10 protein-coding genes are annotated in these 13,645 nt (G+C 31.4%); 6 read left to right on the top strand and 4 right to left on the bottom strand.

Translation table 11 applies throughout. The annotated features are described in order from the left end of the window. The first annotated feature begins 14 nt into the window (after window positions 1-14). The 3 genes from WBQ70_RS07250 (at window position 15) to WBQ70_RS07240 (ending at window position 6,415) form a co-directional block, all read left to right on the top strand. Window positions 15-848: an OmpA/MotB family protein gene (locus WBQ70_RS07250; RefSeq protein ID WP_423912301.1), complete on the top strand. Its 834-nt coding sequence runs from the start codon at window positions 15-17 to the stop codon at window positions 846-848. A 249-nt stretch (window positions 849-1,097) separates the two neighbouring features. Then, window positions 1,098-3,827 (top strand): aminopeptidase, encoded by a 2,730-nt coding sequence (locus WBQ70_RS07245; RefSeq protein WP_423912353.1) that lies wholly within the window; start codon window positions 1,098-1,100, stop codon window positions 3,825-3,827. Window positions 3,828-4,006: 179 nt separating this feature from the next. Beyond that, window positions 4,007-6,415 (top strand): alpha-ketoacid dehydrogenase subunit alpha/beta, encoded by a 2,409-nt coding sequence (locus WBQ70_RS07240; protein ID WP_423912299.1) that lies wholly within the window; start codon window positions 4,007-4,009, stop codon window positions 6,413-6,415. Between the two features lie 119 nt (window positions 6,416-6,534). On the opposite strand, the gene glmM is transcribed toward WBQ70_RS07240, so the two are convergent. Next, complete coding sequence (gene glmM / locus WBQ70_RS07235; protein WP_423912296.1) at window positions 6,535-7,923, bottom strand: phosphoglucosamine mutase; 1,389 nt, start codon at window positions 7,921-7,923, stop codon at window positions 6,535-6,537. Window positions 7,924-8,019: 96 nt separating this feature from the next. Between glmM and WBQ70_RS07230 the strand changes: the two genes are divergently transcribed. From WBQ70_RS07230 to WBQ70_RS07220, 3 genes are read left to right on the top strand one after another with little or no spacing between them, the layout of a single operon-like run. Next, the gene (locus WBQ70_RS07230) at window positions 8,020-8,610 is read left to right on the top strand and encodes an ACP phosphodiesterase (protein ID WP_423912293.1); all 591 of its coding nucleotides are present in this window, start codon (window positions 8,020-8,022) and stop codon (window positions 8,608-8,610) included. A 12-nt stretch (window positions 8,611-8,622) separates the two neighbouring features. Next, a complete protein-coding gene (locus WBQ70_RS07225; RefSeq protein WP_423912290.1) occupies window positions 8,623-9,297 on the top strand; it encodes a DNA alkylation repair protein in 675 nt (224 codons plus the stop codon). Between the two features lie 38 nt (window positions 9,298-9,335). Then, window positions 9,336-11,120 (top strand): chloride channel protein, encoded by a 1,785-nt coding sequence (locus WBQ70_RS07220; protein WP_423912287.1) that lies wholly within the window; start codon window positions 9,336-9,338, stop codon window positions 11,118-11,120. A 146-nt stretch (window positions 11,121-11,266) separates the two neighbouring features. Here the strand turns inward: WBQ70_RS07220 and WBQ70_RS07215 are convergent, their stop codons facing one another. The 3 genes from WBQ70_RS07215 to gap all read right to left on the bottom strand — a co-directional run bounded on the left by WBQ70_RS07215 (window position 11,267) and on the right by gap (window position 13,621). Continuing rightward, entirely contained in the window at window positions 11,267-11,641 is a 375-nt protein-coding gene (locus WBQ70_RS07215; protein WP_423912286.1) for a methylglyoxal synthase, read from the bottom strand. A 15-nt stretch (window positions 11,642-11,656) separates the two neighbouring features. Beyond that, entirely contained in the window at window positions 11,657-12,505 is an 849-nt protein-coding gene (locus WBQ70_RS07210) for an N-acetylglucosamine kinase (RefSeq protein ID WP_423912284.1), read from the bottom strand. 111 nt (window positions 12,506-12,616) lie between these two features. Beyond that, window positions 12,617-13,621, bottom strand: a complete 1,005-nt coding sequence (gap, locus tag WBQ70_RS07205) for a type I glyceraldehyde-3-phosphate dehydrogenase (RefSeq protein WP_423912282.1) — start codon at window positions 13,619-13,621, stop codon at window positions 12,617-12,619. Window positions 13,622-13,645: the final 24 nt, after the last annotated feature.

Genomic DNA, 13,645 nt, shown 5'->3' with positions numbered 1-13,645 from the left:
TAATTAATGAATTTATGAAAAAAATCGTAGTAGCCTTATCCGTATTAACTTTATTAGCGTCATGCGTTTCTAAAAAGAAATACCAAGAATTAGAAGCTAGAAACAAAGAAACACAAGATTTATTAAATACCTGTACTGTAAAATTAAATTCTTGTTTAGAAGAAAAAGCAGGTCTTGCAGCTTCAGTTTCTGGTTTAAAAGAATACAATCAAAACTTAATTACAACTTCTAAGGATTTAACTATGTTAACTTCAAAAGGAGCGCAAAATTTAGAGAAGTCATTAGAAAGTTTAAAAGAAAAAGACTTAAAAATCACACGCCTTCAAGACGCATTAACTAGAAAAGATAGTGTTACACTTGCACTTGTATCAAGTTTAAAGAGTTCTGTCGGGATTTCAGATCCAGATATCGAAATCAATGTTGAAAAAGGAGTGGTTTACATTTCTATTGCAGATAAATTATTATTCAAAAGTGGAAGTTATAACGTAACTGACCAAGCTAAAGGGGTTTTAGCCAAAGTAGCTAAAGTAGTAAATGATAAACCTGACTTTGAATGTATGGTTGAAGGACATACTGATAATGTTCCTTACTTAGGAAACGGAGTCTTGTTAGACAATTGGGATTTAAGTGTAAAACGTTCTACATCAATTATTCGTGTTTTAACTACTCAATTAGGTGTTAAACCAGAGCAATTAATTGCCGCAGGTAGAAGTTCATATGTGCCATTAGTTGCTAATGATTCATCTGAAAACAGAGCACGTAACCGTAGAACACGTATCATTGTATTGCCTAAAATTGATCAATTCTATGACATGATTGAAAAAGAAATGAAAAAACAAAAACAATAATATAAGTTGTTATTCAAAGAGAGAAAACGTCCTGAACAATCAGGACGTTTTTTTTTGGAGTTTATTTCCAATATTAATGAGTTATTCCAAAAAATGCGTTGTGATATTTCGTGTTTTTTAATGTACATTAGTAATTTAAAAAACCGAAAATTGAAATTAACCTCCAAAATACTACTTATTACACTTGTCTTATTGTTTTCAACAAAACAATACAGCCAACATCAATCCCAATTGATCGTTGAAGTAAATATGGAGAATAAAATTTTAAACATTCAACAAACAATTACATATTACAATCAATCAACTGATTCTATTAATTCCATTGTTTTGAATGATTGGAACAATGCCTATTCAAATGTAAATTCAGCTCTTGCCAAACGCTTTTCAGATGAATTTTACAGAGGATTTCATTTAGCAAAAGAAGAAGAACGAGGCAGGACTCAAAACATAACTATTATTGATGAAAATAAATTATTTCTTTCGTGGCAACGAAATACTACAACACCTGATGTTATTACTGTCAAATTAAGAGAAAAGTTGGCTCCAAACCAAATAACCATATTACAACTAACCTATACTGTAAAAATACCTAGTGATCGTTTTACTAAATTTGGATACGACGATATAGATGGTTTAAATTTGAAAAACTGGTACCTAACTCCGGCCCGATATCAAAATCATCACTTTATAACCTATAACAATGAAAATCTAGAGGACGTTGTCAATGCTATCTCTGATTATGATATTGAATTAAAGATCCCCAAAAACTATTCGGTAATCACAGACTTAAACAGTACTTTTTCTAGTCAAAGGAATACTTTTTCAACATATCGATTGCATGGCGAAAAAAGAACTGATTTTAGTCTTATTTTAGAACTAAAACCTACTTTTGAAAGCTTTAAAAACGAAGATCTTAATGTTATAACCAACTTAAAAGACACTAAATTATCATTCGAACAAAAAGCCGTAATTATTGATTGTATTGTAAAGTATACTTCTGCAATGATTGGGAAATACCCTTTTGATAAAATAGTGATTTCAGAAACGGATTATGAACGAAACCCTTTTTACGGATTAAACCAATTACCTTCCTTTATAAGTCCGTTTTCAGATACTTTTGTGTATGAAATTAAGTTTTTGAAAACCTATTTAAATATTTTTTTAAAAAACAGTCTGGCATTGGATCAAAGAAAAGAAGCCTGGATTCATGATGCTATTCAAGTGTATACTATGATGAAATACATTGACACTAATCATCCCAATAGCAAAATGATGGGAAGTGCCTCTACTTTTAAATTATTAAAAAGTTTTAACTTAACTAATTTAGATTTTAACGAACAATATAGTTATTTCTATATGTTGATGGCTCGAAAAAATCTTGACCAGCCTCTTAACATACCCAAAAATGAATTAATCAAATTCAACGAACAAATCGCTAGTAAATATCGTGCTGGGTTAAGTTTACGCTATTTGGATAACTATCTCGAAAATCAAGTTGTTACTACTAGTATTCAAGAATTATACAAAACAAAAGAAGGACTAGAAATTATAAATGATGATTTTGAAAAAATTTTAAAGAAAAATACTTCTAAAAATATTGACTGGTTTTTCAATACTATCATTAATTCCAGAAAAACAATAGATTATAAATTTGCAAATGTTTCCAAAACCAAGGATAGTGTTTCTTTTAACATTAAAAACAAAACAGGAGTTTTTGTACCAATTCCACTTTATGGGGTGAGTAGTGGTGAAATTGTTTTAAAAAAATGGTTAGAACCTAAAAATGAAGACACTCTTTATACCATTGAACGAAATAATGCCGATAAAATAATTTTAAATTACAAAAACGAAGTACCCGAATACAATTTACGAAACAACTGGAAATCACTAAAAGGTTTTTTTCCAAATAATCGCCCCGTGAAATTTGTTTTCATGAAAGATTTAGAAGATCCTTACTATAATCAAATTTTATATGTACCTACATTAGAATACAATCTTTATGATGGTTTTATACCTGGATTAAGACTTCATAATAGAACAATACTTGATAAGCCATTCAATTTTGACATAACACCAGCTTATTCCATTGGTGCCAAAACATTTTCGGGATCAGGATCATTAATAATTAATCAAAACTATAGAGAAACATCCCTTTTCAATGTAGCATACGCACTCTCAGGTTCTTATTATCATTATGCACCTGATGCTGCTTATACAAAATTTACCCCAAACGTACAAATCAGATTTCGTGACAAAGACTATAGAAGCAATCGAAAAGAGTTGATAAATATACGTCAAGTCATTTTAAACAGAGATGAAAGTAAAATTATCCCAACAGATTTTTCAGAAAACTATTCGGTTTTTGATTTGAAATATTATAACACTAAAACAGAAGTTACAAATCACTTTAGTTTTATGTCGGAAATCCAAGTTTCAAGTAAATTCAGTAAAGCGATAACAGAAGTATCTTATCGAAAATTATTTCAAAACAACCATCAAATTAATTTTCGCTTGTACGCGGGAAGCTTTTTACACAAAAACACAAATTCTGAATTTTTTAGTTTCGCACTAGATAGACCAACGGATTATTTATTTGATTATAATTATTATGGACGTTCCGAAGATACTGGTTTTTTCAGTCAACAGCTGATTATTGCTGAAGGTGGCTTCAAATCAAAATTAAAAACACCCTATGCAAACCAATGGATCACAACTTTAAATGGAGGTTATAATATATGGAACTGGGTGGAAGTTTATGGCGACATAGGTTATTTGAAAAACAAATATCACAACGATACCTTTTTATTCGATAGCGGTATTCGTTTGAACTTAGTTACTGATTATTTTGAAGTCTACTTTCCTGTTTATTCTTCAAATGGGTGGGAAATTGGTCAAAATAAATACAACGAAAAAATACGATTTATTATTACTTTTTCTCCTAAAATTGTATTAAACCTTTTCAATAGAAAATGGTTTTAACCTTACCTTTTTTTTTACACAATAAATACTTATTCACTGATAAAAAAACAAAAAAAAGAAAAAACACTTAAATTTCTATAAAATGTTTAATGTTTTTAAAAGTACATTTTTATTAATGCATTATGAAAATAGCCAGTTTTTAAGTAAATTTGCACCGGCAAGTTATACTTTCATAAACTATGATAAAAGAAAAAAACAATACTGCATTAACATTTGAAGATTTCAAAACCGAAGTGTTGAATGATTACACCATCGCAATAACAAGTAGGGAATGTAGTTTGTTAGGGAGAAAAGAAGTTTTAACAGGAAAAGCTAAGTTTGGAATTTTTGGTGATGGAAAAGAAATCCCTCAAATTGCTATGGCTAAATTCTTCAAAAATGGAGATTTTCGTTCTGGTTATTACCGTGACCAAACCTTTATGATGGCCATTGGAGCATTGACTGTTGAGCAATTATTTGCAGGTTTATATGGAAATACCAACATCCAAGAAGAACCAATGTCAGCTGGACGACAAATGGGTGGTCACTTTGTAACACATAGTTTGAATGAAGATGGCTCTTGGAAAAACCTAGCCCAACAAAAAAACTCCAGTGCTGACATCTCTCCTACTGCTGCACAAATGCCTCGCCTTTTAGGATTAGCACAAGCTTCAAAAATTTACAGAAACATTACTAATATCCCTAACCAATCTAATTTTTCTAACAAAGGAAATGAAATTGCATGGGGAACTATAGGTAATGCTAGTACAACCGAAGGCGTATTTTTTGAAACCATTAATGCTGCTGGAGTTTTACAAGTACCCATGGTAATCAGTATTTGGGATGACGAATACGGAATTTCTGTTCATGCTAAACACCAAACAACAAAAGAAAACATTTCTGAGATTCTGAAAGGCTTTCAAAAAGAATCCAATACAAATGGTCTAGAGTTGATAAGAGTCAAAGGATGGGATTATTCTGATTTGATTGCCGCTTATCAAAAAGCAGATGCTATTGCAAGAGAGCACCATACCCCTGTACTTATTCATGTAGATGAATTAACACAACCACAAGGACACTCTAGTTCAGGTTCTCATGAAAGATACAAAAGCAAGGAACGTTTAGATTGGGAAAAAGAATTTGACTGCGTTAGACAAATGCGCTTATGGATGATTGCTATCAATATTGCTTCACCTGAAGAATTGGATGAAATTGATGCCAATGCTAAGAAAATAGTTTTAGAAGCTAAGAAAAAAGCTTGGATTAGTTTTATTACGCCTATCATCAACGAACAAAAAGAGTTGGTGGAATTATTAGAAAAAATAGCACCCTCAACTGAAAATAAAGAAGAAATTCTTGGGTACGCCAAAAGATTGAAAAGCATCAAAGAACCTTTGAAAAAAGAAATTTTGGTTACTGCTCGTAAAGCAATAAGAATAATTAAAAGTGGGCCTGAAAAAATAGAATTAGTTCATTGGATTGCTACTTTTAATAAAAAATACCAAGACGCTTTCAGTAGAAACTTGTATTCAGAATCTGAATTCAATGTATTTTCTGCCAAAGAAATAGCTCCACAATACAATGAAAATGCCAAACCAGATGTGGATGGTAGAATGATCATCAGAGATAATTTTGATGCTCTTTTTACCAAATATCCAGAAGCTTTAATTTTTGGTGAAGATTCTGGAAATATAGGTGATGTAAATCAAGGTTTAGAAGGGCTTCAAGAAAAATTTGGAGAACTACGCATTGCTGATGTAGGAATTCGAGAAGCAACCATCATTGGACAAGGAATTGGTATGGCTTTAAGAGGATTAAAACCTATAGCTGAAATTCAATATTTAGATTATTTAATCTATGCTATTCAAATCATGAGTGATGATTTAGCCTCTTTACAATATAGAACCGTTGGAAAACAAAAAGCTCCATTAATTATTCGTACTCGTGGGCATCGTTTAGAAGGAATCTGGCATTCAGGATCTCCGATGGGAATGATCATCAATGCCATTAGAGGAATTCATGTATTGGTTCCTAGAAACATGACTAAAGCTGCTGGTTTTTATAATTCCCTTATGGAATGTGACGAACCTGCCGTAGTAATTGAATGCTTAAACGGATATCGTCTAAAAGAAAAAACACCGCTTAATTATGGTGAATTCAAAACACCAATAGGAGTTGTTGAAACCATAAAAGAAGGAACAGATATCACATTAGTTTCTTATGGCTCTACTTTAAGATTAGTAGAACAAGCTGCAAAAGAATTAATGGAAACAGGGATTAATTGTGAAGTTATTGATGTCCAGTCTTTAATTCCATTTGATATTAATCATGATTTAGTTAAAAGCATCATAAAAACTAATCGTCTTTTAGTAATTGATGAAGATGTTCCTGGTGGGGCATCAGCGTATATCTTACAACAAATTATTGAAGACCAAGATGGATATCAATATTTAGACAGCAAACCGCAAACATTAGCAGCAAAGGCTCACCGGCCTGCTTATGGAACGGATGGTGATTATTTTTCTAAACCTTCTATCGAAGACATATATGAAAAAGTCTACGCTATGATGCATGAAGTAAATCCAAGTAAATTCCCGAGTTTGTATTAAATTAAAAAAAACATACATTTTATGAACAGCAATCAACTTAGGTTTATTGCTGTTTTTTTTACATAAAAAAACTGTCTAGAAATAAATCTCTAGACAGTTCTTTATTTTAGGAATAAAATTTAAATTCCCGCAATAGCTTTGATTTCATCAATAATTCTTAATGCCAAAGTATCCGCTTTTTCTTGGGAAGATGCTTCAGTATAGATTCTAATGATAGGTTCAGTATTTGATTTTCTAAGGTGTACCCAATTTTCAGCAAAATCAATTTTCACTCCATCAATTGTAGTAATATCTTCATTTTTATACTTCTCAGTCATAGCTACTAAAATGGCATCTACATCGATTTGAGGTGTCAATTCAATTTTATTTTTGCTCATATAGTATTCTGGATACGAAGCTCTCAAGGCCGAAACCGTCATTTTTTTGTTAGCTAAATGTGTTAAGAACAAAGCAATTCCTACCATACTATCACGTCCGTAGTGTGCTTCTGGGTAGATAATTCCCCCATTTCCTTCGCCACCAATGATGGCGTTATTTTTTTTCATTAAATCAACCACATTCACTTCTCCAACTGCACTTGCCTCATAGGTACCTTTGTGTAAATTTGTAACATCACGTAGCGCACGGGAAGATGACATATTTGATACTGTATTTCCTGGTGTTTTACTCAAAACGTAATCAGCGCAGGCAACCAAAGTATATTCTTCTCCAAACATTTCGCCATCTTCACAAATAAAAGCCAAACGATCAACATCTGGATCTACCACAATTCCTAAATGTGCTTTTTCTTCTACTACCAACTTACTAATATCACCAAGATGCTCTTTTAAAGGTTCAGGATTGTGTGGAAAATGCCCCGTTGGATCGCAATATAACTTTACTACTTCCACTCCCATCAGCTCCAATAATTTAGGAACAATAATCCCGCCTGATGAATTTACTCCATCCACAACTACTTTAAATTTAGCTGCTCTAACAGCATCGACATCCACTAATGGTAATTCTAAGACTTCATCAATGTGAATATCCATATATGCATCATTCACGGTAATTTCGCCTAAACTATCTACATCTGAAAAATCAAATGCTTCGTCTTCGGCAATTTGAAGAATTTTTTCACCTTCAATACCGTTTAAAAATTCCCCTTTTTCATTTAATAATTTTAAAGCATTCCATTGTTTTGGATTATGTGAAGCAGTAAGGATGATTCCACCATCTGCTTTTTCTAAAGGAACAGCTATTTCAACTGTTGGTGTTGTTGACAAACCTAAATCAATAACATCAATTCCTAATCCTATTAAGGTGTTTACGACAAGATTATGAATCATTGGTCCAGAAATACGGGCATCACGACCTACAACCACGGTTAATTTCTCTTTATCTGAATAATTTTTCAACCAAGTTCCATATGCCGAAGCAAATTTTACAGCATCAACTGGTGTAAGATTATCTCCAACTTTACCACCTATAGTACCACGAATTCCTGATATTGATTTTATTAATGTCATTCCTATTCTATTTAAAATTGATTATTTTGATTTAGTTTGCACAAATATAATAATTGAAGAATAAAATAAGTCATTTAGATTTCCTATTTTAGACAAATGAACTTTTTAGCACACATTTATCTTTCAGGTGACAATGACTTAATAAAAATCGGCAATTTTATGGCTGATGGCATTCGAGGAAAACATTATGAAACCTTTCCTACCGAAGTTCAAAAGGGAATTAAATTACATCGAGCCATTGATACTTTTACAGATGCACATCCCATTTTTAGAGAAAGTACAAAAAAATTACATGAACGCTATCATCATTATGCAGGTGTTATAGTTGATGTATTTTACGATCATTTTTTAGCTAAAAATTGGAATACCTATTCGGATGAAGATTTATCTGAATATGTTGCAAAATTTTACAAGTCATTAGAAGCGAACAAAGGTATTCTTACTGAAAGAACCATTCAATTAATGCCATATATGATTCAGCAAAACTGGCTTTTAAGTTACCAAACTATTGAAGGAATTCATCAAATATTAACCCAAATGGATTCTCGTACCAAAAATAAATCTAATATGCGCTTTTCATCTGAAGAATTAAAAATATATTACACAGAATTTGAACAAGAATTTACTACTTATTTTGAAGCTATTCAAATACATGCAAAAGAACAACTTATGAGTTTCAAAAGTTAAAAATTAAGAATTATGAATTTTCTATTATGCCTCGAAAACACATTTAAAGTTTATCGAAATATTGATAATACAGAAAGCATGTCTAAGTACATGAAAAATAAATTCCTCTTTTTTGGCATAAAAACACCACTTAGAAGACGAATATTAAGTGAAATTTGTAAGGATAATAAAAATGAAATACAATTAACGCCAAGAGAAATAGCTAAAATCCTTTTCTTTAAACCAGAAAGAGAATTCCATTATTGCGCCATTGAAATAGTATCAAGAGAGCTTAAAAACAATTATAAAGAAGAAGATATTCATTTAATTAAAGAGTTTATAACTGTAAATTCGTGGTGGGATAGCGTAGATACTATTTCAAAATTTATTCTTGGAACATATCTCTTAGAATTTCCAGAAAAAACAACAACTACTATTACTGAATTTTCAAAATCAGACAATTTATGGCTTAACAGAAGTGCTATACTCTTTCAATTAGGTTACAAAGAAAAAACCGATTTTGATTTACTTAAAAAGACATGTATTGAACATCAAAACTCTACTGAATTTTTTATTCAAAAAGCTATTGGATGGGCTTTAAGAGAATATGCTAAAACAAACCCAGAAGCAGTGAGAGAATTTGTTTTAGCGAGCCAATTAAAGCCATTAAGTCAAAAAGAAGCACTCAAAAATTTACCTATTGCTTAAAATAATAGTATTTTTGCATTTTAACAAAACAAAATAAAATGTTCAAAAAATATATTTCTAAATTAGAAAGTATAATTGCTTTATCTCAATCCATATTGACCGAAAAACAATTTATTTTCCTTTCGAGTGTATTAGTGGGTATTAGTTCAGCATTTGCTGTAATTGTTTTAAAATCATTTGCACACAAGGTTTTCGATATAGCAACAAGCATTAATAAAATCTTAAAATTTAGTTTTATAAATAGTCTTTTGCCTATTGCAGGACTTTTACTAACCGTTTTTGTTATCAATCGTTTATTGGGTGGAAGATTAGAAAAAGGAACGTCACAAATTTTATATTCCGTAGCCAAAAAAGCGAGCATTATTCCAAGCAAACAAATGTATGCTCAAATTATAACAAGTTCCTTAACTGTAGGTTTAGGAGGTTCAGCTGGATTAGAAAGTCCGATTGTAGTAACAGGAGCTGCTTTTGGATCCAACTTTGCTCAAAATTACAAACTGAGTTACAAAGATAGAACTTTACTTATAGGCTGTGGGGTTGCAGCGGGTATTGCAGCTGCATTTAACGCTCCCATAGCGGGAGTCTTATTTGCTATCGAATTTTTATTAGTCGACGTTAGTATCTCTGCCTTTACTCCTATCATGATTGCTGCGGCAACTGGAGCTTTGGTTTCTGAAATCACCTTAGATGAAGCGATTTTACTAAATGTAAAACAAATGCAAGTTTTTGATTACCATAAAATTCCGTTTTATGTTTTATTAGGTATTGTAACTGGTTTTCTTTCTATTTATTATACTCGTAATTTTCAAAAAACAGAACATTTTTTCGCACACCTAAGAATGAATCCTTATAAAAAGGCACTTTTAGGAGCTTCCCTTTTAGCAGTACTTATTTTTGTTTTTCCAACGCTTTTTGGTGAAGGATATGAAAGCATTAAAACCTTAGCCGATAATAATGCTGGAGAATTACTAGAAAACACCTTGTTTAGTTCCTACCAAAATAACAAATGGATTATTCTTCTTTTTGTGGGAGCAACAATGATGGTGAAAGTTTTTGCTACATCTATCACCTTAGGATCTGGTGGAAATGGAGGGAATTTTGCACCTTCCCTTTTTGTAGGATCGTATGTGGGTTATGTATTTTCGAAAGCGATTAATCTAACAGGATTGACTAATTTGCCTATTAGTAATTTTACGATGGTGGGAATGGCTGGGATATTGAGTGGATTGTTTCACGCTCCTCTTACCGCAATATTCTTGATTGCTGAAATAACAGGTGGTTATAGTTTAATGCTTCCTTTAATGATCGTTGCTTCTATCAGTTTTGCTATTTCAAAACGATTTGAAAAACATTCCATGGATGTTAAAGAATTAGCTAAAAAAGGACACGCTTTTACCAGTAATAAAGATACTAACGTACTTTCAACATTGGACACAAATTCCATTATACATACCGATTATCTAACCCTTACTCCAGATGAAAATCTAGATAAATTGATTGATTTGATTTCGCATTCTAATCAATCCGTTTTTGCGGTAGTTGACAAAGAACAACATCTATTAGGAGTAATTCATTTTAATGATATTCGTGAAATTATTTTCAATAAATACCGTGTAAAATATACTTTAATTAAAGACATCTTATCACAACCAGCTGATGTTATTTATCCTTTTCATAGTATGGAAGTCGTGATGAATAAATTTGAAAAAACGAAAAGAACTTTTCTACCCGTTATTAAAGACGACAAGTATTATGGTTTTATTTCTAAATCGGAGGCACTTGAAGCTTATAGGAGTAAATTGAAAGCAATGACTATAGAGTAATAATCTTTTGATGGTTATCTATAACAAAAAACACCTCTTCTTAATTATATGATAACCAATTGAGAAGAACCTTAAACAAATTTTGATCATATTACCAGATAAAAAAAACGCTAATTAAATGTTAGCGTTTTTCTATTCCTATTTGATTATGGCAACAATGTTATAGCATTCAATAACAGTTGCGCCGAAGCTTCGTTTGTTGCAATAGGCACATTGTGCACATCACATACACGTAGAAGCATATTAATATCTACTTCATGTGCATGACTTGCTAAAGGATCTTTAAAAAATAAAACCATTTTTGTCTTCCCTTCGGCTACTCTGGCTGCAATTTGAGCATCACCTCCCATTGGTCCTGAAAGCATTTTTTTGACTTTAAAACCCGCTTTTTCCGCTTTACCACCCGTTGTCCCAGTAGCAATAATTTTAATATTTTCTTTTAGTAACAAATCCAAATTCTTATTCAAGAACTGAACCATATCTACTTTTTTACCATCATGTGCAATAATTGCTATTTCCATTAAATATCTATTTTATTAATTTTCACCGTGATAAGCGATCAAACCATCTATAGGTCTTCTCAATACATTTCCTAATTGTAATCCGTATTTATCAAATGTTAGTTGCAATTCGTCTTTTAAATAAAAAGCTATTGAACCTACAAAATGAACAGGAACTTCTTTACAATTATCAAACTGTTGCACATAATTTTTGACAAAAGATTTCATTCCTTTAAAAATAATTTTTTGACAAAAAGGATTTTCTTTATTTTGAATTAAAAATTTAGCAAAAGTCGCCAAATAAGCATTAGGATTAGCTTCTTTATATAATTTATTTTTAATAAAATCAGGTTCTAATTCATATTCTTTTTCAAATTCAACAGCTAGTTCTTTAGGCATTTTATTGAAATAATACTTTCTAATTAATTCTTTACCAAAAACATTCCCACTACAATCATCCATTATAATATAACCTAATGACTGTACTTTTTGATGCAATTTATCTCCATCAAAATAGCTACAATTAGAACCAGTACCTAATATACAAACAATTGCTTTTTCATCTTTTGGTGTAGTCGCATAAACCGCTGCATAGGTGTCTTCCTCCACCACAATAGCAGCATTAGAAAAATATTCTTTAAAAATAGTAGTAAGCGTCATTTTCATTTTGTCAGTACCACATCCTGCACCATAAAAAAACAAATGAGTAGCGCTATCTTTGTTTTGTACTATGTCAAAACGATCATTTAAACGCTCTACAATCACCTCTTTTTCTAATACTTCAGGGTTCAATCCTAAAGTTTGAGTTGTAAACAATACTTTACCATTATCGTCTATCGCAACCCAATCAGCTTTTGTAGAACCACTATCTACTAATAATCTCATCTCTTTTTGGTTTTTATAGTTATTTTATTTTTGTAAGTTAATTAAATTCTAGAGTATAAAAAAATCCCGTTAAATATAATAACGGGATTTTTTTTATATGTATTTAATTTATTATTTCAACCCAGATATATGAACTGATAAATCAATTAATTTACTTGAATATCCATATTCATTATCATACCAAGAAATGATTTTGAAGAAAGTAGAGTTTAATCCAATTCCAGCATTAGCATCAATGATAGAAGTTCTAGCATCACCAACGAAATCTTGAGAAACAACTAAATCTTCAGTAAATCCTAACACACCTTTCATAGTAGTTTCAGAAGCTTTTTTCAATACAGCCATGATTTCTTCATAAGAAGTTTCTTTAGCTGTTTTTACAGTTAAATCTACTGCTGAAACATCAGTTGTAGGTACACGGAAAGCCATTCCTGTTAATTTTCCATTCAATTCAGGAATTACTTTTCCTACTGCTTTTGCAGCACCTGTTGAAGATGGGATGATGTTACATGAAGCTGCACGACCACCTCTCCAGTCTTTTCTAGAAGGACCATCAGTTGTCATTTGAGTAGAAGTTGTAGCATGAACAGTTGTCATTAAAGCTTCTACAATTCCAAAATTATCATTAATAACTTTAGCTAATGGAGCTAAACAGTTAGTAGTACAAGATGCGTTAGAAACAATCAAATCAGAAGCTTTAGCTTCAGTATGATTAACTCCCATTACAAACATTGGAGCATCAGCAGAAGGCGCAGAAATAATTACTTTCTTAGCACCACCTTTGATGTGCTCATTAGCAGTTTCAACAGTAGTAAAGAAACCTGTACATTCAGCAACTACATCAACATCAACTTCATTCCATTTCAAGTCTGCAGGATTTCTTTCTGCAGTAATGCGGATGTTTTTTCCGTTTACAAAAAGTTTTCCTTCTTTTACTTCAACAGTACCATTAAAACGTCCGTGAACTGAATCATATTTTAATAAGTAAGCTAAGTGATCAACATCTAATAAATCGTTGATTGCTACAACCTCTACATTATCTCTATTAAAAGACTCTCTAAAAACAATTCTTCCAATTCTACCGAAACCGTTTATTCCTAATTTTACTTTTGACATTTGTTTATTATTTAGTATTTATTT

This window comes from Flavobacterium sp. (genome assembly GCF_049590715.1).
Classification (GTDB): Bacteria; Bacteroidota; Bacteroidia; order Flavobacteriales; family Flavobacteriaceae; genus Flavobacterium.
Note: the sequence above shows the minus strand (reverse complement) of the source record. Positions and strands in the feature narration are given on the sequence as shown.